The organism is Hymenobacter qilianensis, assembly GCF_014638675.1.
Lineage (GTDB): Bacteria > Bacteroidota > Bacteroidia > Cytophagales > Hymenobacteraceae > Hymenobacter > Hymenobacter qilianensis.
The window spans coordinates 1-24,624 of the sequence record NZ_BMFN01000001.1; the positions used below are offsets into that span (position 1 = coordinate 1).

At 52.6% G+C, this 24,624-nt stretch carries 23 protein-coding genes and 1 tRNA gene; 13 read left to right on the top strand and 11 right to left on the bottom strand.

Translation table 11 applies throughout. The features are described 5' to 3' along the window. Positions 1–594: 594 nt before the first annotated feature. The 4 genes from IEW06_RS00005 to IEW06_RS00020 form a co-directional block, all read right to left on the bottom strand. Positions 595–1,866, bottom strand: coding sequence for an adenylosuccinate synthase (locus tag IEW06_RS00005; RefSeq protein ID WP_187731318.1), 1,272 nt, complete (start codon positions 1,864–1,866; stop codon positions 595–597). Further along, entirely contained in the window at positions 1,866–2,213 is a 348-nt protein-coding gene (locus tag IEW06_RS00010; RefSeq protein ID WP_187731317.1) for an STAS domain-containing protein, read from the bottom strand. The genes IEW06_RS00005 and IEW06_RS00010 overlap by 1 nt, the downstream gene beginning before the upstream one ends. Continuing rightward, complete coding sequence (locus IEW06_RS00015; RefSeq protein ID WP_187310274.1) at positions 2,210–2,680, bottom strand: Fur family transcriptional regulator; 471 nt, start codon at positions 2,678–2,680, stop codon at positions 2,210–2,212. Before IEW06_RS00015 ends, IEW06_RS00010 begins: the two co-directional genes overlap by 4 nt. A gap of 214 nt (positions 2,681–2,894) precedes the next feature. Beyond that, positions 2,895–5,105 (bottom strand): RelA/SpoT family protein, encoded by a 2,211-nt coding sequence (locus tag IEW06_RS00020; protein ID WP_187731316.1) that lies wholly within the window; start codon positions 5,103–5,105, stop codon positions 2,895–2,897. 315 nt (positions 5,106–5,420) lie between these two features. Here IEW06_RS00020 and IEW06_RS00025 point away from each other — a divergent pair. From IEW06_RS00025 to clpX, 4 genes are all read left to right on the top strand, one after another. Continuing rightward, a tRNA-Leu gene (locus IEW06_RS00025) sits at positions 5,421–5,502 on the top strand. A 108-nt stretch (positions 5,503–5,610) separates the two neighbouring features. Continuing rightward, positions 5,611–6,945, top strand: coding sequence for a trigger factor (gene tig, locus IEW06_RS00030; RefSeq protein ID WP_187731315.1), 1,335 nt, complete (start codon positions 5,611–5,613; stop codon positions 6,943–6,945). Positions 6,946–7,048: 103 nt separating this feature from the next. Further along, positions 7,049–7,747 carry a ClpP family protease gene (locus IEW06_RS00035; protein ID WP_133272071.1) on the top strand — a complete coding sequence of 233 codons (699 nt, stop codon included), beginning with the start codon at positions 7,049–7,051 and terminating at the stop codon, positions 7,745–7,747. A 208-nt stretch (positions 7,748–7,955) separates the two neighbouring features. Further along, entirely contained in the window at positions 7,956–9,182 is a 1,227-nt protein-coding gene (clpX, locus tag IEW06_RS00040; RefSeq protein WP_188547103.1) for an ATP-dependent Clp protease ATP-binding subunit ClpX, read from the top strand. 120 nt (positions 9,183–9,302) lie between these two features. On the opposite strand, the gene lpxB is transcribed toward clpX, so the two are convergent. The 4 genes from lpxB to IEW06_RS00060 all read right to left on the bottom strand — a co-directional run bounded on the left by lpxB (position 9,303) and on the right by IEW06_RS00060 (position 13,009). Next, on the bottom strand, positions 9,303–10,412 hold the full coding sequence (gene lpxB / locus IEW06_RS00045) for a lipid-A-disaccharide synthase (protein ID WP_187731314.1): 1,110 nt from the start codon (positions 10,410–10,412) through the stop codon (positions 9,303–9,305). A 117-nt stretch (positions 10,413–10,529) separates the two neighbouring features. After that, positions 10,530–10,946 (bottom strand): 6-pyruvoyl trahydropterin synthase family protein, encoded by a 417-nt coding sequence (locus tag IEW06_RS00050; RefSeq protein WP_187731313.1) that lies wholly within the window; start codon positions 10,944–10,946, stop codon positions 10,530–10,532. Between the two features lie 129 nt (positions 10,947–11,075). Beyond that, positions 11,076–12,083: a FecCD family ABC transporter permease gene (locus IEW06_RS00055; RefSeq protein ID WP_188547104.1), complete on the bottom strand. Its 1,008-nt coding sequence runs from the start codon at positions 12,081–12,083 to the stop codon at positions 11,076–11,078. Then, positions 12,080–13,009: an ABC transporter substrate-binding protein gene (locus IEW06_RS00060; protein WP_188547106.1), complete on the bottom strand. Its 930-nt coding sequence runs from the start codon at positions 13,007–13,009 to the stop codon at positions 12,080–12,082. Before IEW06_RS00060 ends, IEW06_RS00055 begins: the two co-directional genes overlap by 4 nt. Before the next feature lie 257 nt (positions 13,010–13,266). Between IEW06_RS00060 and rfaD the strand changes: the two genes are divergently transcribed. After that, positions 13,267–14,232, top strand: coding sequence for an ADP-glyceromanno-heptose 6-epimerase (gene rfaD, locus IEW06_RS00065; RefSeq protein WP_187731312.1), 966 nt, complete (start codon positions 13,267–13,269; stop codon positions 14,230–14,232). 105 nt (positions 14,233–14,337) lie between these two features. Then, positions 14,338–15,720 (top strand): FAD/NAD(P)-binding protein, encoded by a 1,383-nt coding sequence (locus IEW06_RS00070; RefSeq protein ID WP_187731311.1) that lies wholly within the window; start codon positions 14,338–14,340, stop codon positions 15,718–15,720. Positions 15,721–15,795: 75 nt separating this feature from the next. Here the strand turns inward: IEW06_RS00070 and IEW06_RS00075 are convergent, their stop codons facing one another. Both IEW06_RS00075 and IEW06_RS00080 read right to left on the bottom strand, forming a co-directional pair. Further along, entirely contained in the window at positions 15,796–16,053 is a 258-nt protein-coding gene (locus IEW06_RS00075) for a hypothetical protein (RefSeq protein WP_187731310.1), read from the bottom strand. Between the two features lie 174 nt (positions 16,054–16,227). Continuing rightward, positions 16,228–17,232, bottom strand: a complete 1,005-nt coding sequence (locus IEW06_RS00080) for a zinc-binding dehydrogenase (protein ID WP_187731309.1) — start codon at positions 17,230–17,232, stop codon at positions 16,228–16,230. Positions 17,233–17,663: 431 nt separating this feature from the next. Between IEW06_RS00080 and IEW06_RS00085 the strand changes: the two genes are divergently transcribed. Beyond that, positions 17,664–18,062 (top strand): MarR family winged helix-turn-helix transcriptional regulator, encoded by a 399-nt coding sequence (locus tag IEW06_RS00085; RefSeq protein ID WP_223284414.1) that lies wholly within the window; start codon positions 17,664–17,666, stop codon positions 18,060–18,062. 67 nt (positions 18,063–18,129) lie between these two features. Here IEW06_RS00085 and IEW06_RS00090 read toward each other — a convergent pair whose 3' ends face one another. Continuing rightward, a complete protein-coding gene (locus tag IEW06_RS00090) occupies positions 18,130–18,534 on the bottom strand; it encodes a thiol-disulfide oxidoreductase DCC family protein (RefSeq protein WP_187731307.1) in 405 nt (134 codons plus the stop codon). 330 nt (positions 18,535–18,864) lie between these two features. Here IEW06_RS00090 and IEW06_RS00095 point away from each other — a divergent pair, with 330 nt between their 5' ends. The 6 genes from IEW06_RS00095 to IEW06_RS00120 all read left to right on the top strand — a co-directional run bounded on the left by IEW06_RS00095 (position 18,865) and on the right by IEW06_RS00120 (position 24,605). Continuing rightward, positions 18,865–19,245 (top strand): hypothetical protein, encoded by a 381-nt coding sequence (locus IEW06_RS00095; RefSeq protein WP_187731306.1) that lies wholly within the window; start codon positions 18,865–18,867, stop codon positions 19,243–19,245. Positions 19,246–19,521: 276 nt separating this feature from the next. Next, positions 19,522–19,953: a hypothetical protein gene (locus tag IEW06_RS00100; RefSeq protein WP_188547108.1), complete on the top strand. Its 432-nt coding sequence runs from the start codon at positions 19,522–19,524 to the stop codon at positions 19,951–19,953. Positions 19,954–20,163: 210 nt separating this feature from the next. Continuing rightward, positions 20,164–20,859, top strand: coding sequence for a hypothetical protein (locus IEW06_RS00105; protein WP_187731304.1), 696 nt, complete (start codon positions 20,164–20,166; stop codon positions 20,857–20,859). 122 nt (positions 20,860–20,981) lie between these two features. After that, positions 20,982–22,493, top strand: a complete 1,512-nt coding sequence (locus IEW06_RS00110; RefSeq protein WP_187731303.1) for an HTTM domain-containing protein — start codon at positions 20,982–20,984, stop codon at positions 22,491–22,493. Between the two features lie 150 nt (positions 22,494–22,643). Beyond that, positions 22,644–23,603 (top strand): MBL fold metallo-hydrolase, encoded by a 960-nt coding sequence (locus tag IEW06_RS00115; RefSeq protein WP_187731302.1) that lies wholly within the window; start codon positions 22,644–22,646, stop codon positions 23,601–23,603. 132 nt (positions 23,604–23,735) lie between these two features. After that, on the top strand, positions 23,736–24,605 hold the full coding sequence (locus IEW06_RS00120; protein WP_187731301.1) for an RES domain-containing protein: 870 nt from the start codon (positions 23,736–23,738) through the stop codon (positions 24,603–24,605). The last annotated feature ends 19 nt before the right edge of the window (positions 24,606–24,624 follow it).

Genomic DNA, 24,624 nt, shown 5'->3' on the forward strand with positions numbered 1-24,624 from the left:
GGTAGTTGCCTACCGCCGGCAGCCTTACCAATTTGTCTTTTCCAATCATTCAAAGAACGTGCGCTAGCTCCTGTTGAGCTAACCTTGCCGCTACTCCCGTAGCTCTCTCCTTACTGCAATCCTAAACGTCTTTTCGTTAGGGGATGCAAAGGTAAAATACTTTTTTCTATTTGCAAGTTAAAGAGAGAGAAATTAAATCTTCTTTACTTTTCAACTTACTAAGCCCCTTCCTATTGAAGCGGGCTGCAAAGATACTATAATTCAAAACCAATTGTCAAGGACAGAACAAGATTTATTTTCGCTCCAATATGACCAAGCTATATTAGCTAACGATCATAATGACCTATTGACTTCTTACCATTATTTTAAGTTCAAATCCTTTCCATTTTCAATATAGTAAGTATTGAAAAGCAGAACATCCTAGACAAAGCTCCGTTTGAGCGAAAGGGCTACAAAGATAATATGCTTTTAGCCTTTATTCCAAGAGAAACAGCTGAAATTCTCAAATAAATAGTACTGTAAGCCGATTGCTTGAACAGGATGACAAAGGTACGGCGAGTATTGAATAAGTCAAGGCCCACCGTACCTTTTTACCTAGTTTAGGTGAAGAGTACTTACTCGGTCTGGGCCAACACTAACAATACGGATAGGTACTTCTAAATGACGCTCAAGGAATTGCAGATACGATTGAAGCTCGACAGGTAGATCATTAGCTGTTGAAATATTTTGCAAATCGGTGCGCCACCCGGGTAATGTGGTATAAACAGGAGTTAATGCCTGTAATGCTTCATAATCCGGTAAGAGGTCTGTATCGTTACCATCGGACGTCTTGTAATGAGTGCATACCTGTATTTCGGTGAACTCATCCAGTACATCGGCCTTCATCAGGTGGAGTTCTGTTACCCCATTAAGCATGATACTGTAGCGCAGAGATGGCAAGTCAATCCAACCACAACGACGTGGCCGACCAGTAGTAGAGCCGAATTCACGTCCAGCCTGCCGAATCCTCTCCCCTACCTCATCATGTAGCTCAGTGGGGAAAGGGCCGCTACCTACACGAGTACAGTAAGCTTTGGTGATACCATATACCTGATCAATGTGACGAGGAGCAATACCTAGGCCAGTGCAAGCCCCTGCAACGACGGTATTAGATGAGGTAACAAAAGGATAAGTACCAAAGTCAATGTCGAGCAAAGAGCCTTGAGCTCCTTCAGCAAGAATACGCTTTCCTTGGCGCAACAAATCATTAAGCAAATACTCTGTATCGGTAAGCTGAAGGGTACGCAGGAATTCGACAGCTGAGAAAAAATCCTCTTCTAACGCTTCAATTTCAAGATCCCGACCGTGAAAGGAAGCAAACTGCGCGTGTCGGGCTACTGCCTCAGCATAACGGGCTTGAAAGGTTGGAAGTAGTACATCACCTACTCGCAGCCCAGTACGACCAATCTTGTCCTGGTAAGTGGGCCCTATGCCTTTAAGTGTTGAGCCAATTTTGCCCCCCCCACGTATCTCTTCCGAAATACGATCGAGAGCACGATGAGATGGCAGGATGAGTTGCGCCTTTTTGGAGATGTAGAGATTTGCCCCCCAGCTTACTCCTCGGTCAGTTAGCTTTTGTAGCTCTCCCCGGAATACTACGGGGTCGAGTACGACGCCATTACCAACTACATTAATAATATGCGGGTGAAAAATACCGGATGGTACTTGGTGTAGTACATGTTTCAAACCATCGAAGGTAAGCGTGTGGCCAGCGTTGGGGCCACCCTGAAAACGGGCTACCACATCGTACGTGGGGGCTAACACGTCTACAATTTTACCTTTCCCTTCATCTCCCCACTGTAATCCAACAAGTACGTCAACTGGCATTAGGTTGTAGCTTTCAATTGTTCGGCAGCTGATGCATCATCAGCCGCAATATTAAAGATGGCGTCGAGCTTGGTAATGACCAAAAGCTTACGGACAAGGTCAGAAGGATTGATAAGCACTAGCTCGCCGCCCTGATTGCGGAATTTTGTCAGAATAGAGACTAGTACCCCAATGCCCGTGCTATTAATAAAGCGCACGTTAGACAAGTCAATCGCACAATAACTTAACCCCTCACCAAGGTGGTCGTTGACAAGTTGGAGCAGAGGTTGGGAATCGGGGCTGCCGATGAGGTCGCCAGAGAGGCGAACGAAGAGGATACCGTCTTGAACGGCGGATTCAGTTTTCATTCAGAAAGTAAGCGGGCGGCTTTGGCGCGACAATCACCACAAACGCCGTACAGATTCAAAGAGTGGTGCAAGATATGGAAATTCAAAAGTTCCCCGACCATGGTCTGGATGCCGTGAATACGAGGGTCGCAGAATTCGACCACTTTGTGGCACTCCGTACAGATGACGTGGTCGTGCTGACGATAGCCATAGGACTTCTCATACTGAGCCAAATTACGCCCGAATTGATGCTTGCTTACCAATCCGTGCTCTACTAGCAAGTCAAGCGTATTGTATACAGTGGCTCGGCTCACTTGTAAGCCTTGCGCTTTCATGCCGGTATACAGCTCCTCAACATCAAAATGGCCAGTACGAGAGTATATTTCCTCCAAGATAGCGTAGCGCTCAGAGGTCTTGCGCAATCCTTTATTCTCTAAATAGGCAGTGAAAATTTTCTTCACTTCCTCAAATTTATCTCTATCAAGCATTCTGCAACCTTATATATAAGGAGTAACAAAGGTAAGCGGGCAAAGTGAGTTAGCGGGCTCAACTTTCAGACGATAGCTTAAATCACCAAATTTTTATCCAGCGCTGGGGGGCTTTTTTGCTCGATAGAATAACTGTTGACCCAATTGCAGACCGACAAAAAGCCTCCAGCCTATTCTTTTATACTAACTAGGGCTCACTAAGACTATTAAGAACTTAAGTAGCGAATCGTTCCACCAACAGTACGCCATTTACTTTGCTCAGGCGCTGAATCATCTTGTGTAAGTGGTCCGTATCGTTGACAAAGACCATTATCTGACCCTCAAACATCCCATCATTGGAATCGATGGTGATGGAGCGCATATTGACTTTCAGGCTGTTGGAGATAATACGAGTCACGTCGTTCACCAACCCAACCCGGTCGGAGCCCTTGATGCGAATGCCGGCAAGGAAAGCAAGTTCCAGCTGATCGGTCCACTTGGCGCGCACAATGCGGCTACCGTAGTTCGACATAAGCTTAACCGCCTGCGGACACGACGTGCGGTGAATTATAATTCCTTCGGTTTCGGTTTCAAAACCAAACACATCGTCACCCGGAATCGGATTGCAGCAGGGGGCAATATGATAGTCGAACTTGTCGGTATGCTCACCAATGACGAGCATATTAGCATTCACCCCCCGAATCTTCTGCACCTCCTGATCGAAGGATCTAGGGTCTAAGGAAGAAGGTAATTGAGGCGACTCAATCGTTGGATCGAACAATTCCACCTTAATCTCCCGCCCATCGAGCTGGCCGATTGCCAAGCGATAAAAGAAATCCTGCGCGTTGTAAAGGTTGAAATGAGCAAGCAAGCGGTTCAGATTTTCCTGATTATTCTCAACACCAAGTAGTTCTAATCGCTTCTCTACCAGATAGCGCCCATCCTCCGCTTTGGAGCGCTTATCATCCCGCAAATACTCTTTGATCTTTGAGCGGGCTTTTGATGTAATTACGTACTGTAGCCATTCCTCCGTAGGTCGTTGCTTATGAGAGGTCAGGATTTCGACCTGATCACCGTTGCGGAGCTGGTAGCTCAAGGGCTGCAGCTTCTGATTGACTTTGGCCCCCAGGCACTGCAAGCCAATTTGAGAGTGAATGTCGAAGGCAAAATCCAGCGCCGTTGCCTTGTCTGGCAGAATAACCAGCTTGCCTTTGGGCGTAAAAGCATACACTTCCTTGACGAAGAGGTTCTGCCGAAACTCATCCATAAACTCCAGCGCGCTGGAATTATTGGTCTCAAGCATCTCCCGCACCTTTGCAATCCACGATTCCAGCGTCGATTCAGGCTGTACGGTGCCGGTATCTTTGTATTTCCAGTGGGCTGCGTAGCCTTTTTCGGCAATATCGTCCATGCGCTTGGAGCGAATCTGGACCTCCACCCACTGCCCTGTGCGCGACATAACGGTGGTATGCAGACTCTCGTAGCCATTGGCTTTGGGTGTACTTACCCAATCGCGCAGACGATCGGGATTGGGCTGGTAAAAGTCAGTGACGATGGAGTATACCTGCCAGCAGGCGGCTTTTTCCTGCTCCGGCGGCACGTCCAGAATAACGCGAATGGCAAACAAATCATACACCTCATCGAAGGTCACGTTCTGCTTGCGCATTTTGCGCAGGATGGAGTAAATTGATTTGGGGCGGCCTTTTATCTCAAAATCAAAGCCTTGGGCCTTCAATTCCTCGTCGATAGGCGTGACGAACTCCTTAATAAAGCGATTACGTGCGCTACGGCTCTGGCGCACTTTCGTCACCAAGTCGTTATATACTTCGGTGTCGGTGTACTTTAAGTAAAGGTCCTCCAGCTCGGTTTTGATGGCGTATAATCCCAATCTATGCGCCAGCGGAGCGTATAAGTAAATAGTTTCGGAGGCTATTTTGAGCTGCTTATGCCGGGGCATCGACTCCAGCGTCCGCATATTATGCAAGCGGTCGGCAAGCTTGATCAGAATGACGCGTACATCCTCGGAAAGCGTAAGCAGCATCTTGCGGAAGTTCTCGGCCTGCTCGCTGGTACCATAGTCGAATACGCCCGAAATCTTGGTCAGCCCATCAATGATGCGCGCCACTTTGGGCCCAAACTCACGTTCGACATCCGATATTTCCATCGGCGTATCCTCTACCACGTCGTGCAGCAGGGCCGAAACAATACTCGTGGTACCCAACCCAATTTCCTCCACCGCAATCTGCGCTACCGCCAACGGATGCAGGATGTATGGCTCCCCGGATTTGCGACGCATATTCTTATGAGCCTCCAAGGAAGTATTGAAGGCTTTTTTAATAAGCTTAGCGTCGTTGCCGTGCAAATAAGGCTTAGCAGTACGAAGTAAGCGGCGATAATGCCGCAGAATTTCGTTGCGCTCTACTTCAGGATCAATAAGGGTAGCCATGTACGCGGGCGGAGCCAAAGCCCCGTGGTTATCTGCGAAAGTACGAACTCAGCGTATGATTAGCGGACGAGTCGTGTTTACAACAATACTGCAGCTTAAAAAGGTGCGACTCAATAGCTGGGGGGCAAAATCAGGTTTTGAAGGAACGTAGTGGTCTTCAAAAGGAAACCTGGCCGTGCTGAATTTCATCAAATAAAGTGCTTGGGGGGCAAATTTTCGCAGGATTACTATAATCATTCTCTACTCATTGCGGAGTTGGTTTGAATTTCCCGACTCGTTGTGTAGCTTTGCGGCCCCGAGGCAGTTGGCCTTGCGGCGGATGTGGCGAAATTGGTAGACGTGCCAGACTTAGGATCTGGTGCCGCAAGGCGTGTGGGTTCGAGTCCCTCCATCCGCACTTAGTAGTTTAAAGAATGCCCAAACCCTCAACCCAACCGTTGGGGGTTTCTTTTTCACCGGCTGCCGGCCCATTTCTTTTCCATTACCCTTTAACCGACCACCTGTTTTGGATATTACCCTCGATAAAAACGACGACCAGCTTAGTGCCATCCTGACAGTACACCTGACTGAGGCCGATTATGCTGCCACGGTTGATAACAAGCTCAAGGACTACAGCAAGAGAGCGCAAATCAAAGGGTTCCGGCCGGGCAAAGTACCCGTGGGCTTGGTTCGTAAGATGTACGGGAAGAGCATTCTGGTGGAAGAAATCAATGGCTTGCTAGGCAAAGCGGTTGATAACTACATTAAGGAGAACAACGTGCGCATTCTGGGCGAGCCCCTGCCCGTGGCCAGCGACATTGACTTTGACACCCAGAAGGATTTCGATTTTAAGTTTGAGCTAGGCTTACTACCTGATTTTGAGTTACCTGCCGACCAAACACTGAATGTGGAGCGCCACCAGATAGGTGTTGACGAGGCTACGCTACAGGAAACCTACGACCAGATTTCTCGCCAGTATGGTGAGAGCACCAACCCTGAGGCTTCGGAAGCTTCTGACTACCTCTATGGTAAGCTCAAGAAAGCGGATGAGGAAGGCGAAGGCCGCACGGTATTGCTGCCTATTAATAAGGTAAAGAACAACGTCGATAAATTTATCGGTGTAAAGGCCAACGATTCGGTAACGTTCGATCTGAAGGATGCTTTCGATGGCGACGCTTCTGCCATTGCCAACTTCTCCGGTCTTTCGAAAGATGAGGCGGCCAACGCGAGCGGCGAGTATGTACTGAATGTTGAGAAAATCAACCGCACGACCAAGCCTGAGCTAGATCAGGAGTTGTTTGACAAAGTATTCGGCAAAGACATCATTACTTCTCGCGAAGAATTTGATGAGAAAGTGCGTACTACGGTACAGGAGAACTACGACCGTGAGTCTGATGGATTGCTCAACCGCCAAATCGTGGACCAGATGGTAAATAACACGACCATCGAAGTACCCAAAGAGTTCTTCAAGAAATGGTTGGTGCGCGCCAACAAAGGCAAACTTACCGAGGAGCAGGTAGAAGAGCACTACGACGACTACGAGCGCGAATTGAAGTGGTCGATGATTCGCAATAAGGTAGTAGAAGAGCAGGGTCTGAAGGTATCGAACGACGAAATCGTGGAGCGCACCATGCAGAAGATTCTGGGTCAATTCAACATGGAAATGACGCCAGAGTTGCAAGAGTCCATCCGTAGCTTCGCTGACAATTACCTGAAGCAGGAGAACGGCAAAAACTACGTAGACGAGTATGAGGCCATTCTGGCAGAGAAAGTACTTGAAAACCTGCGCGGCAAAGTTGTTGTTACTGATAAGCCGATTTCGGCTGAGGACTTCCGGAATCAGGCAGCTAGCCAACGCTAGTCTGCCGGTTTTCTAACCCACAAAAAAGCCCTTACTTGCCGTTAGGGCTTTTTTGTTGCCCGACGGCTTCGCTTTTACACTTCTTCTCCCATTATTATTTGCCATGCTGAATAAACAAGAATTCCGCAAGTTTGCTGTTAAAGGCCAAGGTCTGAGCGGCTTGGGTGTCGATCAATACCTGCACCACATGGAAGGCCAGATGCGCCATTCCGTTACGGGCATGACCCGCTCCGTGATTGAGGAGCGCCCCACGCGCTTTGCTGAGATTGACGTGTTCTCGCGCCTAATCATGGACCGCATCGTGTTCCTAGGCACAGCCGTTGACGATTATATTGCCAACATCATCACCGCTCAACTGCTGTTCTTGGAGTCGGCCGATGCCAAGAAGGATATTTTGCTTTACATCAACTCGCCCGGCGGCTCCGTGTATGCAGGCTTAGGCATATATGACACCATGCAGTATGTAGGTCCTGATGTAGCTACTATCTGCACAGGTCTGGCGGCTTCCATGGGTGCCGTATTGCTGGCTGGTGGTGCCAAAGACAAGCGTTCGGCTCTCCCCCACGCTCGCGTGATGATTCACCAGCCTTCCGGCGGTGCTCAAGGTCAGTCTTCTGACATTGAAATCACGGCTCGTGAGATTCTAAAGCTCAAAAAAGAGCTGTACGACATTCTGGCGCAGCACACTGGCAAGACATATCAGGAAATTCATGACAACTCTGACCGTGACTACTGGATGCGTGCTGACGAGGCCAAAGAATATGGTCTGATTGATGAGGTGCTTGAGCGTAAAGTAGCTTAAGCTACCTTTATTGGTCGGTCTGCATGACGATCTAACACAAATTGAAATCCCATTTCTGGATTGAAAACCGGAAATGGGATTTTTACTTTTAAATAGAAGCCCTACGATGGGGCAACTTTTTTTTGTACGCAGGGCGTTAGCCTTTTGTACCTTTGATGCCGCTCCGGCGTGAGCGGAGATTACCTATCCTATTCTGATAATCCAGGCAATGGCAGATATTACGTGCTCCTTCTGCGGCAAGAGCAAAAAAGACGTCTCGGTAATGATTTCCGGCATCAACGCGCACATTTGCGAGCGGTGCGTAGGTCAGGCCCAGCAGATTTTGAACGAAGAGAACAAGATTCGCTCAAACAGCAAGACGCCAAAGTTTAACCTCGTGAAGCCGCGCGAGATGAAGGAGTACCTGGATCAGTACGTAGTAGGCCAGGATGAAGCAAAAAAGGTAATGTCGGTGGCAGTGTACAACCACTACAAGCGCCTTATGCAGAAGCCTAGCACTAAGGATGATGTGGTGATTGAGAAATCCAACATCATCATGGTGGGTGAAACCGGAACGGGCAAAACCTTCTTGGCTCGTATGCTGGCCAACATTCTGCAAGTGCCTTTCTGTATTGCCGACGCCACTGTGCTTACTGAGGCCGGCTACGTGGGCGAAGATGTGGAAAGCATCCTGACTCGCTTGTTGCAATCCGCTGACTACAACGTGGAAGCAGCCGAGCGCGGCATCGTTTATATTGACGAAATAGATAAGATTGCCCGCAAGAGCGACAACCCCAGCATCACGCGCGACGTGAGCGGCGAGGGGGTACAGCAGGCAATGCTGAAATTGCTGGAAGGCACTACAGTAAACGTGCCGCCCCATGGTGGCCGCAAGCACCCTGAGCAGAAGATGATTACGGTGAACACCGAAAACATCTTGTTCATCTGCGGGGGGGCTTTTGTTGGCATCGAGCGCATCATTAAGAGCCGCCTGAACACCAAGCCCATGGGCTTCTCCAAAACGATGCTGGAGGAAAAGGTAGATACCCAAAACTTCCTGCGCTACGTGACGGCCGTAGATTTGAAACAGTTTGGGCTTATTCCCGAGTTGATCGGCCGTTTGCCCGTACTTACGCACCTCAACCCGCTCGACCACGCTACGCTGCGCAAGATTCTGACGGAGCCTAAGAACTCTATCGTGAAGCAGTATCAGCGCTTATTTGAGATGGAAAACATCAAGCTTTCCTTCTCTGAGGCAGCCATGGAGTACATTGTTATAAAAGCCGACGAATATCGTCTTGGCGCTCGCGGTCTGCGCTCAATCTGCGAAAGCATCATGACAGATGCGATGTTCGATATGCCTTCTGAGACTGACGTTCAGGAACTCGTTATTGACTTGGATTATGCTCAAAGCAAGTTTGAGAAGTCACCATTGAAGCAGTTGCGGGCTGCTTAACATTGTTACTTACAAAAGGAAAGGCCAGCGGAGATATCTCTGCTGGCCTTTCCTTTTGTAAGTAACAATGTTAAGCACATTCCATTATATACGCTCTAAGTCTATTACTGTAAATACCCATTACTGTAAATACCCAATCATCAGCTTAGCCGCCTTCTGGGCAGCATTGCTACGACCAAGCTTCTCCCGTAGCTCGGCGTAATCCGATTTTTGGCGAGCGATATACTCTGGATTCTCCAGAATATTTTTCAACTCCTGCACGAGGTTGCGAGAGTTGAATTCGCCCTGAATTAATTCTTTCACCACTTCTTTTCCCGCCACCAAATTCACCAGGGAGATATAAGGCACTTTTATCAATGCCTTGGCAATGGTGTAGGAAATAGCGCTAGTGCTGTAGCAAACTACTTGCGGCACGTCGAAGAGGGCGGTTTCGAGGGTGGCGGTGCCGGACGTGACCATGGCGCCGTCGGCGTGGCGAAGCAAGTCGTAGGTTTGATCGGAGACGATGGTGATGTTTTCGCTGCGCTGAAAATTCTGGTAATAGTTGCGGTCAAGGTTGGAAACGGCAGCAATGACGAACTGATAATTCAGAAACGGCGGCAACACGGAAAGCATGACGTAGAGCATGCTCTCGATTTCCTGTTTGCGCGAGCCGGGCAGCACGGCAATAATCGGCTTGTTGGCCGGAATCCGGTTTCGTTCGCGGAAGTCAGTGGATGCTTCGTGCTCAGCTACGGCGTCTACGGTAGGGTTGCCGATGTAGTCTACATCGTAGCCGAAACGCTGGTAGAACTCCCGCTCGAAAGGCAGGATGACAAACATCTTGTCAACCACGGCTTTCACGGTGTGCACGCGGCCCTGGTTCCAGGCCCAGATTTTGGGCGATATGTAGTAAAACACCTTGATGCCGTGCTGCTTGGCAAACTTGGCGACCCGTAGATTGAAGCCCGCGTAATCGACCAGAATCAAAACGTCCGGCTTATACGCCAGCAGATCGCGCTGACACTCCTTCAGGAAACCACGAAATTTCAGGATACTGGTGGCCGCTTCCAGGAAACCCATAATGGCCATCTCCTGGTAATGATGCACCAATTTTCCCCCCGCGGCCTCCATCATATCACCGCCCCAGCCCCGGAACTCGGCCGCAGCGTCTTCTGTGCGTAGGGCACGCATCAGGTTGGCGGCATGAAAATCTCCGGAACGCTCGCCGGCAATCAAGTAATATTTCAAGAGAATAAACGGCTAAATGGGTGAGGGTTAAATGAATGAATGTATGAAGGTTAAACGACTGATTGTTTCTGTGCCTTACTAAGCAAACAACCATTTAACCTTCAGCCATTTAGCTATTTATTCCCCATAATATTCCACGAAATTCCGGGGCGTTTCGTAGAGTTTGATGCAGTGCAGCTGAGCGGAGGAAATGGAGCCTAACTCACGCGTCAGGATTTCCCAGAAGGCCACTACCAAATTCTCAGTGCTGGCCATTTTGCCCTGCATGAAAGGCACATCGAGGTTAAGATTTTTGTGGTCTACCTGATCGGTAATGTGCTCGCGAATGAGGTTGCTGAGCTGTTTGAGGTCGATTACGAAGCCGGTGTCCGGGTCGGGCTGACCTTTTACGGTTACGATAAGGTCGTAATTGTGGCCGTGCCAGTTGGTATTGGCGCAGGGGCCAAATACTTCGCGGTTGCGCTCGTCGGACCAGTTGGGGTTGTGCAGCTTGTGCGCGGCATTGAAATGCTCCTGGCGGCTGACGTAAATCATTTGTTGCGGTGCTAGTAAGATAATATTCGGTATGGAATGAGATGGGGCAGTGCTTGATGAAATGACTAACAGCGCGACGAATCAGCCTTTCAACCAATCAGCACAATAGCGCATCAACTTAGCAGCCCATTAAAGCGCGACGCGCTTTTTCCGCAGCAAATATACAAAGAACGGTACGCCGAAAAGGGCGGTGACCAAGCCCACGGGAAGGCCTGCCGGCGGATAAAGCAGACGGGCCAGCAAGTCGCAGGCAAGCATAAAATTGCCCCCCAGCAGGGCGCAGAACAATAAATTAGCCCTACCCGTAACGCCCAGCAGCCAGCGCGTGAGGTGAGGAATCATGAGCCCGACAAACCCGATGGGGCCACAAAGCGCTACAACACAGCCCGTCAGGCCGGAAGCGGTGAGGATAAGTATCCAGCGCAGGCGGGTCACATTCAGGCCCAACGCTTGGGCGCGCTCCTCCCCTAGCAGCAGCACGTTCAAGTCTTTTTGCAGAAAAGTAAACAGCAATAAAGCCCCACCGACCGCCACGGCCGGATACGGCAGCAGATTCCAGCCGGCCCGCTCGAAACTGCCCATAGCCCAGAAAATAACGGTACTCAGCTTGGCGTCGGTGGCGGCCAGAAAAGTAACCAGACTGCCAACTGCGGCCGTAAGCGCACCCACGGCTACGCCGGCCAGCAATAGTTGGGCGGGCCGGAGTTGGCCCTGCTGAGTCCCGAGCGCCACTACAACGATGGTGGTGAACAGGGCACCGGCCAGGGCAGCCAAAGGCGGCAGATAAAAGCCCCCCAGCACCAAGGTATCCAGAAAAGCAAAGCACAAAATGGCCCCCAGCGACGCGCCCGAGGCCGTACCAAGCAAGTATGGATCGGCCAGGGCATTATTGACCATTGCCTGCATCAGATAACCACTAAACGCCAGTCCCGCACCGGCCAGCAGGGCCAACAAAAGGCGCGGCAGACGCAATTGTACCAGCACCAGCTGCACCGGATCGGTGGAGTCATAATGACTTAAGGCACGCCAGATGGTGGCATAATCTGTGTCGAAGCTGCCCACTCGGAGCCCCGCGACCAAGAGTAAAAACGTAACAAACAGGCTGGCCAGCAGCCAGGGCCCGACGCGGCGGCTCATAGCTGGGCCGGGCTTTGGCGCAGCAACTGCTGTAGTTCCCGCACCGACTCCACTACGCGCGGGCCGGGTCGCTCCATCAGGTTGCCATTGATAGCGTAAATCCGGCGCGTTTGGTAAGCCCGAATGCGGCGCAGTTCCGGATAACTTTTGAAGAAGGTGCTGTCGAGCTTTCCAAAACTGCCCCCCAGCAGCACATCCGGATTCAGCTGCAGAATGTACTCGCGCGTAAGGGCCGGATAAGGCTGCGAAAACTTCTCTATCACAGCATTTTGCCCCCCAGCCCGCCGGATTTTGTCGGTAAACAGGGTATTCTGACCGTACACGTAAATGGGGTCTTGCCAGGTAATGGCCAGCACCTTGGGACGTGAGCCGGTTGGCGTTTGCTGTTCCAGTTGCTTCAGCTCCGCGGCCAACGAATCGGTGAGGCGGCGGGCTTGGGGTTCACGGTGCAGAATACGACCAATATCGCGCAAGCCGCGCAGCACGTCGGGCACCGTGGTATAACGCTGGTAATACACCTGCACGCCGAGCTGTTGCAGGCGCGTGGCGTCGTCGAGGGAGGTGATGCCTTCCACGGTAAACACGATATCGGGCTGCAAGGCCACCAAGCGCTCCATATCCAGCGGGTAGCTATTCACAACGGGCTTGCTCAGCACTGCTTTCGGGTAGTCGCACACCTGGGTACGGCCGATAATGGTAGCAGTATCAGCCACGGCGTAAAGCATTTCGGTCATGGATGCGGCCAGGGACATAATGCGCCGCGGGTGAGCCGGTATTGTGACGGAGCGCCCTAAGTCGTCGCGCAACTGCTGGGGGGCATTTTCTGCCGGTGTCGATGTCTGAGGGGCTTTTTGATCGGAATTACATGCTGCCACTGAAGCGCTGAGCGAAATGCAAGTCAGAAGTAGACGCGAAAAACGAAGCATGCTGCAAAGATGGTGATTTAGCTTGCCTCATAGCTATTTGAGAAAACGTCATGCAACACCAGTTTGAGCCAACGTCATGCAACACCACTCCGTCATGCAGAGCGCAGCGACGCATCTCGCGTGCTGATGTTGCAGCGGTAACTCCAAAGACCGCGAGCGAGATGCGTCGCTGCCGCTCTGCATGACGAGTTAGTATGGAAACACAAGCTAGAGTCTACTCCACGGCTTTTGCCTACTTTTAAGGCAAAATTAGCCCTATGATCGTTGTCACTGGGGCCGCCGGCTTTATCGCCAGCTGCCTTGTCACCCGCCTGAATGCCGCCAACTTCAATGATATTGTGGTGGTCGATAACTTCACCGTGGAGCGCAAGCTCGCCAACCTGAAAGGCAAGCGCCTGCGCGAATACGTGGACCGCAACGACTTTTTTGAATGGCTCGACAAAAACCACGAGCAGGTGGAATTTATCTTTCACCTCGGTGCCCGCACCGACACGACGGAGAAAAGTCGCGAAATTCTGGATTTGCTGAATCTGGAGTACTCCAAAAAGGTGTGGCATGCTTGCTGTCAGTACCAGTTGCCGTTGGTGTATGCCTCGTCGGCGGCCACGTATGGCTCGGGCACGCTGGGCTACGCCGATGAAGATGCGCTGCTGCCGTTGCTGCGCCCGCTCAACCCGTATGGAGAATCAAAAAATGACTTCGACAACTGGGCCGTGGCGCAGGAGGAAAAGCCGTTTTTCTGGGCCGGACTTAAGTTTTTCAACGTGTACGGACCCAACGAATACCACAAGGGCCGTATGGCTTCGGTGATTTTTCACGCCTACGAGCAAATTCGGCGTACGGGCTCCATGGAGCTGTTTCGCTCCCACAACCCTGAGTATGCCGATGGCGAGCAGAAGCGTGACTTTGTGTATGTGAAGGACGTGTGTGAGGTGTGCTATTTTTTGATGCACCACCGCAAAAATTCGGGCATTTATAACCTGGGCAGCGGCGAGGCGCGCACCTTCCTGGATTTGGCGCTCAACACGTTCGCGGCCCTCAACCAGACGGCGGATATTCGGTTTAAAGACACACCCGAAGACATTCGCGACACCTACCAATACTTCACGCAGGCCGAAATGCAGAAGCTGCGCAGCATTGGCTACGATCGGCCCTTCACTCGTCTGGAAGACGGCATTCAGGACTATGTGCAGAACTACTTGGTGAGCGGCGCTTATTTATAAAGCAGCCTCATTTCTCTGGTTAAACAAAAACAGCCTGACCTTGGTAAACCCTTGGTCAGGCTGTCCGTTTTAAGGCCTACCTTCCACCCGTTCTTCCCCACCTGCATGCCCCAACGACGTACCATTACGATAATAGGCGCGGGGTTTTCGGGTTCTATGTTGGCTGTGCAGCTTGCCCATGCCAGCGGCAACTACCCCTACGATGTACATCTGGTAGACCCTCGCCCCGCTCCCGGGCAAGGTTTAGCTTATTCGGCACCGCGACTAGAATACCTGCTGAATGTGCGCGCCGGTCGCATCAGCGCCTTTCCTGATAAGCCCCGGCATTTTGTGGAATGGCTGCGCGAGAAAGGCTTGCCTGCCGACGAGGCTGAATTTTGCCCACGCCAGACGTACGGGCAGTACATTCAGGAGTGCGTAGGTCAGATCCTGGGTCATGCCGAAAATGGGATGCAGATTCAATGGCATTCGCAGGCCGCCGTAGCCGCCACCATCCATAAGACAGATAATACAGCGCTGGTAGAGCTTACAGATGGCCACGTGTTGCGCAGTGACCGCGTAGTGTTGGCGCTGGGCAATTTTCCGCCATTGGGGCTTGCTGGCGCCGGGCTGGGGGGCAATTTTCCGCCAAACTATCATCCCAATCCGTGGACGCCTGGCGCACTGGCCGGAATTGCCCCCCACGATTCAGTTCTGCTTATTGGCACTGGCCTGACCTCCGTTGATGTACTGATGGCGCTGCACGCTGATGGGCACCAGGGACCAATTATGGCCGTTTCGCGGCATGGCTGGTGGCCAACGGTGCACGGACCAGCGCAACACGCGCAATACCCCAGCTTTTACGCTTCCGATTTAGCTCACCTCACGAATGTAGGAGATGTAGTGCGCGTGGTGCGCCAGCACATCCGCGCCGCCCAAGCTGCGGGCTACGACTGGCGCGATGTACTGGATTCGCTTCGTCCTGATTTGGGTCGGATATGGTCTGGCTGGCCTTTGCTGGAGCAAGAGCGTTTTCTGCGGCATGTAGCGTCTATGTGGTCAGTGGTGCGGCACCGTAGTCCGGAGCAGAATGTGGCCGTGCTAGAGCAGCTGCGGAGCCGCGGGCAACTCCAAACCCACCTGGGCCGTGTGCGCCAAATTGCCCCCCAGGGTGCTGATTTAGGTGTTGAGGTAACCCACGGCAGCCATCGAACGCACCTTGCCGCTCGTCATGTTATTGCCTGTACCGGCCCTCTACTCGACTACAGCCGCGTACAAGACCCGCTGGTAAAAAGCCTCCGGGAAGCGCGTTACCTCCTCCCCGACCCTTTGCGCTTAGGCATTCAGACCGACGAACACGGTGCGCTCTTGAATGCTGATGGCCTGGCCTCTTCGCTGTTTTTCACCCTAGGCCCCAGCCGCCGCCCGGCGTATTTCGAGTCGACGGCGGTGCCGGAACTACGGGAGCAGGCGGCGGCGCTGGCTCAGCATATTCTTAGCCAGCTATAAACAAACGCTGGCCAAACCAGTCAGCAACAAAAAAGGGCGCCACTAGTGGCGCCCTTTTTTGTCTTTATTATCAGCCTAAGCAGCTTCGGCATACATAGGAACTACGGCAGTTTCAGCGGTGATGGTAGTGGCTTCAGGAGCAACTGTTTCGGGGGCATTGCGACGAATAGCGCGCAGTAACAGGTACTTGTACTCTTCCGCGTCGGCTAACGCTTCTTCCAGCGCCAGCAACGCATCGTCGTAGGTGACAACCGGTACCGATTCGGCGACTTCGCCCGTAGGATAAGTCAGTTGGAAAACTGGGCCAGTGAGGTATTCAGCAGGTGATTTCATAGCTAGAGCAGTAAGATATACGTCAGAAAAGCAGTCGAAAATACAACAGCCTTAGCGCAGTTTTCATTCCCTGATCCGCCTATTATCAGCTTGTATTTTTCCGTAAAATACAAGCTGCATTTTTTACCTAATCTTCTCTATCTCAGGCTTGTTTAAAGCCCCAAAATACTGGCCTTACTCCTTTATCTTGAGGACAACTTTACCGAACTGTGCGCCGTCGGCCAGACGACGAATGGCGGCTTCTCCGTCGGCGAAGGGGAAAACCTGATCGACAACGGGAACAATCTGTTTTTCCTCTATCAGGCTCACCATATCGGCAAAATCCTGCTCCGTCCCCATCGTGGAGCCCAGGATGGTGAGCTGCTTCCAGAAAACCTTTGCCGGCGGCACCTGCGGAATAGCGCCCAGCGTGCCGCCAAAGAATACGATACGACCACCAGGCGTGGCCGCATCGAGCAGCGCATTGAAGCTGGGACCGGCAGCACTGTCTATAATCACGTCAAAAAGCCCCCCAGCCTCCTTTGTAAGGTCGGCAACCCAGTTTTCATCGTTATAGTTGGCTCCTCCTTTAGCGCCCAGCTCCTGAGCGCGAGCCAGCTTTTCGACCGAACTGGAGGTAACCCACACCTCCGCGCCGCGGGCTACCGCCATTTGCAAGGCCAACACTGCTACGCCTCCACCAATACCCGTGATGAGCACCCGCTCGCCGGCCTGCAAACCCGCCCGTGTGAAGGCAGCACGGTAAGCAGTAAGCCCGCCAAGCGGCAGCGCAGCCGCTTGCTCGAAGCTCAAATGAGCTGGCATGGCCCGCACGTACTGAGCGGGCACACTCAAAAACTCGCCAAACGTACCTTGATCCGGCAAGCCCAGAATCTTGAAGTTTTTGGCCTGCGCCTTCGGGTTGTCGCCCCAGTTATGGCCCGGATTAATAACGACGGCTTTTTCCAGCAATGACTCATCGACACCCTCTCCCACCGCGACTACTACGCCGGAGCCATCAGAGCCCAGAATACACGGGAATTTTAAGCCGCCATATTGACCCTTCTGAATCCAGACGTCGCGGTGGTTAAAGGCAGCGGCCCGAATCTCTACCAGCACTTCGCCAGCCGCGGGCATAGGGGTAGGTACTTCCTGAAGAACAAGCGGTTGGTTAATACCATCGAGTTGTAAAACCTGCATGGAGATATGGTAAGTGAAAGAATATCCTTTAGTACGGCTAGAAAGCAAAAAACGCATACATGGTTATAGTAATCGTATTTACTATAACCATAATTACTACCCGCAATACCCCCGAAATATGCTCTGATTGGCTTGTATGCGGCCTACTTCATAGTTGAGCAAAGGCGCCGTAGTTAGCCACGCTGTGCTGGCTGGGCGCTACAATCTGGCGGCTCGCGCAAGACGACAGTCCGAAAGTACTACTTCTGTTGAGAGTTCAAACAGCGCTTATAAAATTGCTGGGGGGCTTTTTTAGCGCCAATATTCCCCTGTCCGTATGATGAGGCAACAGATTCAGTTCACCTCGTTTTCACTACTCATAATTGATGGTTGCCCAATCGCTTTTTTCCTTTGAAAGTCCGGATGACAGCCCTGGCTTTTTGCTTTGGCAGGTGAGCAATCATTGGCAGCGTGAGATAAAGAAGGCCCTGGAGCAATTTGGGCTTACGCATGCACAGTTTGTGGTGCTGGCGGCGGCCTACTGGCTGGGGCAGCAGGGCAACATTACACAGACGGACTTAGCAGCCCATGCCCGCATCGATAAGATGATGACCAGCAAGCTATTGCGCACGCTGGAAGCTAAAGGGCTATTGCTGCGCGCCGAACATGCCACCGATACCCGCGCCAAAGCCATAAGCCTTACTCCAGTGGGCGTGCGGACGGCTGTACAGGCCGCGTGGGCCGTAGAGGAATTTGAGAATCGTTTTTTTGCTTCTCTGGGTGCTGATGCCGCCGTGCTTAAGCAGCTAAAAACCCTGTTGCCCGCCATCACCGAGGTGTCTCCTATATAGGCAGGTTTGTGACATCAGGTCTTCTGACTTAACGCAGCAAACCCGCTTGCTGCAAAGGCGGCTCAGTTTACAGAAAGCGCTGCGCCAGCTCAGGCGTGGGCAGCATACATGATTCCTGCTGGCCAAACCACTGGTAGCGGTGCCGCGCCACAAATCGATACAACGAGTCGCGCAGCGCGCGCGGCAGAATCATGGCTACATACAGCACTTGCCAGGCTCCACCTAACCCACGCAGAATGCGCAATACGGCCGTGGAGTGGGTAAATAATTGGCCCTGCTCAATTAGTATTACCGTTTCGGGAGTGGCGGCTACGGTGGTGCCGTATTGAGCCAGCAGCTTCTGACCCGCCTCCGATTGCAGCGAAGTAAACCGAAAATGCCCCCCAGAGTCGTGATTAATAACGAACTGCACGAAACCGTTGCAGAGGTTACAAACTCCATCAAACAAGATAACGGCGGGCTGAGGTACCATAGGTAGTAGCTGTATTTCCAGCTATAACCAGCTAAGCGGGAAAGTATCTTTTATCAGCCATACGAAGCCCTGCCAAACCAGTTTGCCCAGTGGCATAAGATACTGTGTTACAGGGCTAACCAGAATATGCGCAACCAGCTGTTTGACAGGTAATAAATACGGAACGGAATTTTGAATACGTATTTGCTGCCTGTGGTTTGTCTCCCAAAAAACAGGTATTTCTTCAAGGTCTACTTTATAGCTGCACGGTCTGTTGTACCCGTATAGCTGCTGAATACAATTTTAATTTCTGTTTCTGATCCACAACCAACATCCTTTCTTTCTTTCATTATGAAAAAGCTACGAATCAACATTTTAACTGCCCTATTTATTACTGCAACTCTTTCCTTGGGCGCTTGCGAAAGCGGCAACAAAGGTGGTACGGAAGGCACAGGCGGCACTTCCACAGAAAGCAGCACAGGCACATCGTCAGATACTGATATGATGTCTACTGATTCGGCTGGAGGCACGATGGAAGGCTCGACAACCACCAGTACCAGTGGTTCGACGGCTGGTAGCACAGCTGGTGGCATGGGTTCAACCGCTGGTGGCTCTACCGCTGGTGGCTCTACCGCCGGAGCTGGCTCAACGGCTGGTGGCACGGGCACTACAGGCGGTGGCACTGGTGCAGCAACGGGAACGGGAACAGGTAGCGGCTCAACGACTCGCTAATTATTAGTAAAAAGCGGCTCCTGCGTCTATTTTATCTAGCTATTTAAGCATCAACACAGGTTATTATAGAATCATAATTATGACCTCAGTATCGTTCAAATTGATAGCTACGAGGACATTCTTATAAATAAATCATTGATTTATTGTCTATTATTTGGATAAGCCAACAAAAATAAATCAACCTATCAGTAACTATTTCTTTCGGTTTGCACGTAGAAGGGGCTCCTTGAATTATATCCCGCTCTGGTTTAACCCATTCACCAACTAATCCTTCCAATGAAAAAGTCACGGATTTTCGTATCGACCCTCGCCTTCGCTGGTATGTTTGTATCAGCCTCACTCATGTCATCTTGCGCTTCTACTGGCACGGATGGTACTACCACTAGCGGTAGCACTACCGGAACCACCAGCGACTCAATGACTGGCGGCAGCACTAGCGGCTCTACTTCGGGTAGCACTACTGCCACCACTTCGGGCAGCACCAGCGGCAGCACCACTTCCGATATGGGCAGCACCAGCGGTACCACTACTGGCTCTACTACCACCGGAACCACAACTGGTTCAACCACCACCGGCACTACCGGTACCACTACCATGGGCAGCACGTCAGGTAGCACCAGCGGCAGCACCACTACGGGTACTACTACTGGCAGCACTACCACTGGTACCACCAGCGGCAGCACCACTACGGGCACAACCACCCGCTAGGGTTACGTTCATTCATTTGAACACTTAATTTAAAACAAGAGGGATACTTACTGCTGAGTAATTATCCCTCTTGTTTTTTTTAGAAGCTGGCTTCTGCGGTCAGTCTCTGAGCGCGGGGCTACTCTTACGTTGCTCACCAGCTTACAAGTTACCGCCTATGGTTTCTGTTATGCTACTGTTCATTTCCATATCACTTGTTTTCAAAAAGCTATGAAAAAGTCATCTTTTGTATCGTTTGCTGCTCTTTTGGCAGCAGTATTTGTTTCGGCTGGTGCTACCGCCCAAACGACCGCAGGCTCTACTACCGGTAGTGGCACCGGCAGCACTACCGCTGGCTCCACTACTAGTGCTACCACAGGCACAACCTATGGCACCACTGCCGGTGCCACTACCGGGAGCGTAACCGCAGGTTCTACCACAACTGGTACTACTGCAGGAACTACCGCCGGCACCATGACAACAGGCAGCACCGCCGGCACCATGACCACCGGATCTACCACGGGCACAATGACGGCCGGCAGCACAACAGCTGGTACTATCACCGCTGGCTCAACGGCGGGTACAACAGCCGGCAGCACCGCTGGCTCAACAGCTGGTACTACTGCTGGTACCACCAGTGGCCGCACTACGGCTACTCAGTCTACCCGCACCGCTACTACTGGTACTACTTCGGGCCGCGCGAACACGCGTACCACATCGGGTAGCACTACTACTAGCCGTACCACTACAGGTACTACGTCAGGCACCAAGTCAGGTCGTACTACTACTGGCGCTACAACCGGTACTACTTCGGGCCGTACTACCACTGGCACCACGTCGGGAAGTACTACTACGCGCACTACCAGCGGTAGCACTACAACCGGCACTACCGGCGGTAGCACCACTACAGGTACCACTACCAACTAATTTCTGACTCCGGCCTTCAGGTCGGTCGCTCTTTTTGAAAGCGAAAAGGTTAACCATCCAACTAGGTGGCGTACCTTTTCGCTTTCTTTTTATCTTCCATTTTGCCCCCCAGCGCGGCTCCTATGACCCGTGTCCTCGATTTTCTGCGCCGTCCTTTCATTCTCGATCTGCGCGCGTTAGCCTTACTGCGCATGGCCACGGCAGCCGTTGTTCTGACCGACCTTGCCATCCGCAGCACCGATTTGGAGGCGCATTATGCCAACATGGGCGTGCTGCCGCTGCATGTGCTGTACGAGCGCAACTGGAACGCTTACCAGGTTAGTCTGCACAACATCAGTGGTTTGTGGCAAATACAGGCGCTCCTGTTTCTGATAGCAGCCGGGTTTGCCATCATGCTGCTGCTGGGCTACAAAACCCGCTTAGCGACGGTAGTATCGTGGCTGCTGCTGGTGTCGTTGCAGAACAGGAATCCCATCATCGGGCAGGGCGGCGACGATTTGCTGCGAATGCTCCTCTTCTGGGGGATTTTTCTACCCTGGGGCCGTATGTATTCCGCCGATGCGGGCCGCACTGAGCCCAAGCCAGCCTCGTATTCGTACTTCAGCGCGGCCACGGTGGCATATGTGGTGCAGCTGGCCTTGGTATACTGGTGTACGGCCTTGCTCAAAAATGCCCCCGAATGGACCACCGAAGGCACCGCCATCTACTACGCCCTCAGCCTCGACCAGGTGCTCATGCCGGGCGGCCGGATTCTGTATCAGTTTCCGGAGGTGATGCGCTTTCTCACGTTCGCGGTTTATTACACCGAGCTGCTGCTGCCGTTTGTGCTGTTTATTCCGGTGGGCGTGCCGTTCTGGCGGGTGCTGTTTGTGGTGGTGATGTATGGCTTCCATCTCGGCATCAGCCTGACTTTGTTTGTGGGCTTATTCTTCCTGATCAACATGGCCTCCGTGCTGGGCTTGCTGCCGACACCGGCCATGGACTGGATAGATCGGCACGTGCGGACGCGCACGCAGCGCTTGCAGCCCCATTTGGCTCGTCTGAATAGCTGGCGCAGCCCGGTGCGGGTAAACGTGGAATCGAGCCTGAATTTGCCCCCCAAGACCATTCGACTACTGCACGGCCTGCGCAACGCTGTGGTTACCTTACTACTCGCGTATATATGTTGGTGGAACCTCGATTCCATTGCCAAGCCTTCGCTCACCATGTCGGAGCCCCTGCGCTGGTTTGGGTATCTGTTTCGCATCGATCAGCACTGGGGCATGTTTGCGCCGGCTGTTTTCAAAGATGACGGCTGGTATATCCTGGACGCTACCACGCGCAAGGGCCAGCACATTGACCTGAACCGGCAAGGAAAACCTGTCACGTTGGCCAAGCCGAAGTCGGTGGTATCGTTATTTAAAAACGACCGTTGGCGTAAGTACTCCGAGAATTACCTGTTCGTTTCCAACGCTTATCTGCGCCCGTACTACTGCAACTACCTGTTGCGCGTATGGAATGAAGACGCCGGCAATGCCCCCGTGCAGCGTCTCGACGTCATTTATATGAAGGAAGTTTCGCAGCCCAACTACCGGGTGGTTAAGCCTACCCGAGAAGTGCTCTGTAGCTGCGAAACCGCGCTGCCCGCTAAGTAAGCGGCCTCTTTGATTCTAGAGCTACTCCGGTGGCCAATATGGTGTCGCTGGTTTTGCCGGGGGGCTTTTTTTGGTTGATTCCAACCAGAAAAAGCCCCCCGGCGTATCACTTGCTACCTACTTCACTATCTCTAACCAAAACACTTCTGTATGGCTAATCGAGCTAGTACACCTCAACTCCAGGCCGTTGCGCCGGGTATCTGGGGTCTGCGTAATGTATTTACCAACCTATACTATGTGCGTGAGCCGGAAGCGCCAACCTCTGACTGGGTCTTAGTGGATGCGGGCCTGCCGGGCTCAGCTGGCACTATTCGTCGCCACGCGGCCGAAATCTTCGGTTCGGAGGCGCGGCCGGCCGCCATTATCCTCACCCACGGCCACTTCGACCATGTGGGGGCGCTAGTTACCCTAGCCAACGAATGGGATGTGCCCGTGTACGCGCACCCTCTGGAGCTGCCATACCTCACGGGCCGCTCGTCTTACCCACCACCAGACCCAACGGTAGGCGGTGGCGCCATGGCGGCCATGTCTTTTCTCTACCCAAAGAAGCCCATCGACCTAGGCAGCCGGGTGCAAGCGCTGCCCACCGATGGCTCGGTGCCGCACTTGCCCGGCTGGCGCTGGTACCATACGCCCGGCCACACACCCGGCCACGTGGCGTTTTTCCGCGAGCATGACCGCGTATTACTTGCCGGCGACGCCTTCGTGACCGTGAAGCAGGAATCGGGCTCGGCGGTGTGGGAGCAACGCCAGGAAGTGCACGGCCCACCCGCTTATTTTACGCCTAACTGGCCCCAAGCCCGTCAATCGGTGGCGCTGCTGGCCGATTTGAAGCCCCAAATTGCTGCTACCGGCCATGGCATTCCGATGCACGGCACGCAGCTTCTACAGCAGCTCCAGGCGCTTGTGGAGCACTTCGATGAGGTAGCCATCCCGAAGCACGGCCGCTACGTACCCCAGCCAGCTACTGCCGACGAAACCGGCGTAACCTCGGTGCCGCCAGCTGTGAGTACTGCTTTTTCTAAATGGGCGCTGGGCCTGGGCCTGGCCGCAACTGTCGCTTTAGTATTAGTGAATAACAAAAAGGGCAAAAAGCGTTACCGACGCTAGTTTTTGCCGTAAACTACTCTCGTTTCCCCCGTGAGACCTCACTCCGCCCCTTTTTAAAAGGGCTGGGGTGAGGTCTCATTAGGTAATATACCATCCAAGCTCATCTGTGTTTACCATCCCTCTCTCCCACCCATGCGTTCCTCCCAACCCAACACCCATAAATCGGCTGCGAAGGAAATCAAAGAGAAAATAGCCGCTATTCATAAGCTCGACCTTCGCGAGCAATCCGTTGATGATCTGGTGCCGCTGATGCGCGAGCTGCTAACGGGCCACGCGCTACGCTGCCTCGATTTCGATGCCGGTCTGCTGCTGTTTCGGGGTACGCCCTGCGAAAAGCTTCCGCACCGCTTCGCCGATGTATCGTATGCGCCGGCTGAGCGGGTAAAAAACGATCAGCGCGCCAATCGGGCGGGCATACCCATGTTTTATTGCAGTGCTACCTGGCACCCACCATTTTTTGAGGCCGGTGTAAAAAAAGGCGAACAGATCATCATCAGCCGCTGGCAGGCGCGGGAGCCCCTGCGCATCGCGGGCTTTGGCTACGCCGATCTGTGCGCCGACGACCCACACTCCGACCGTGAAAAGGCATTACAGGAGTCCCTGAAGCAGCTACCGGAAACGGAGCAGCACCTGACTGAGTTTATGATAGATTGCTTTACGCAGCCCATCGGGCCCGGCGAGGAACACCGCTACCGCTTATCCATTGCCCTCACGGAGGCGCTAGGGCTAGGCGAGCAGTTCGACGGCCTCCTGTACCCGTCGGCGGCCATGCCCAGCCCTTCGCACAACCTGGCGTTGCATCCGCGCTGCATTGATGAGCAAAAGCTGGTACTTCAATACGTGGAGCACTTGTCGGTGAATCGCGTCGAGACCGAGACCATTGATGTATGCTCGCTCAACTTTGCGCGCGGCGTAGCGCCCGATGAAAAGCTGCACTGGCTTAACCGGCCCGGCAATTGGATTCTGCGCGAAGGAGCTCAGGCCAATGAGCATTGCCTATAATCAAAAAAGCCCCCCAGAT

Coding starts and splice junctions, on each gene's coding strand:
- IEW06_RS00005 (WP_187731318.1), bottom strand. CDS start 1,866: ATGCCAGTTGACGTACTTGTTGGATTACAGTGGGGAGATGAAGGGAAA.
- IEW06_RS00010 (WP_187731317.1), bottom strand. CDS start 2,213: ATGAAAACTGAATCCGCCGTTCAAGACGGTATCCTCTTCGTTCGCCTC.
- IEW06_RS00015 (WP_187310274.1), bottom strand. CDS start 2,680: ATGCTTGATAGAGATAAATTTGAGGAAGTGAAGAAAATTTTCACTGCC.
- IEW06_RS00020 (WP_187731316.1), bottom strand. CDS start 5,105: ATGGCTACCCTTATTGATCCTGAAGTAGAGCGCAACGAAATTCTGCGG.
- IEW06_RS00035 (WP_133272071.1), top strand. CDS start 7,049: ATGCTGAATAAACAAGAATTCCGCAAGTTTGCTGTTAAAGGCCAAGGT.
- clpX (WP_188547103.1), top strand. CDS start 7,956: ATGGCAGATATTACGTGCTCCTTCTGCGGCAAGAGCAAAAAAGACGTC.
- IEW06_RS00050 (WP_187731313.1), bottom strand. CDS start 10,946: ATGATTTACGTCAGCCGCCAGGAGCATTTCAATGCCGCGCACAAGCTG.
- IEW06_RS00055 (WP_188547104.1), bottom strand. CDS start 12,083: ATGAGCCGCCGCGTCGGGCCCTGGCTGCTGGCCAGCCTGTTTGTTACG.
- IEW06_RS00060 (WP_188547106.1), bottom strand. CDS start 13,009: ATGCTTCGTTTTTCGCGTCTACTTCTGACTTGCATTTCGCTCAGCGCT.
- rfaD (WP_187731312.1), top strand. CDS start 13,267: ATGATCGTTGTCACTGGGGCCGCCGGCTTTATCGCCAGCTGCCTTGTC.
- IEW06_RS00070 (WP_187731311.1), top strand. CDS start 14,338: ATGCCCCAACGACGTACCATTACGATAATAGGCGCGGGGTTTTCGGGT.
- IEW06_RS00075 (WP_187731310.1), bottom strand. CDS start 16,053: ATGAAATCACCTGCTGAATACCTCACTGGCCCAGTTTTCCAACTGACT.
- IEW06_RS00080 (WP_187731309.1), bottom strand. CDS start 17,232: ATGCAGGTTTTACAACTCGATGGTATTAACCAACCGCTTGTTCTTCAG.
- IEW06_RS00090 (WP_187731307.1), bottom strand. CDS start 18,534: ATGGTACCTCAGCCCGCCGTTATCTTGTTTGATGGAGTTTGTAACCTC.
- IEW06_RS00095 (WP_187731306.1), top strand. CDS start 18,865: ATGAAAAAGCTACGAATCAACATTTTAACTGCCCTATTTATTACTGCA.
- IEW06_RS00100 (WP_188547108.1), top strand. CDS start 19,522: ATGAAAAAGTCACGGATTTTCGTATCGACCCTCGCCTTCGCTGGTATG.
- IEW06_RS00105 (WP_187731304.1), top strand. CDS start 20,164: ATGAAAAAGTCATCTTTTGTATCGTTTGCTGCTCTTTTGGCAGCAGTA.
- IEW06_RS00110 (WP_187731303.1), top strand. CDS start 20,982: ATGACCCGTGTCCTCGATTTTCTGCGCCGTCCTTTCATTCTCGATCTG.
- IEW06_RS00115 (WP_187731302.1), top strand. CDS start 22,644: ATGGCTAATCGAGCTAGTACACCTCAACTCCAGGCCGTTGCGCCGGGT.
- IEW06_RS00120 (WP_187731301.1), top strand. CDS start 23,736: ATGCGTTCCTCCCAACCCAACACCCATAAATCGGCTGCGAAGGAAATC.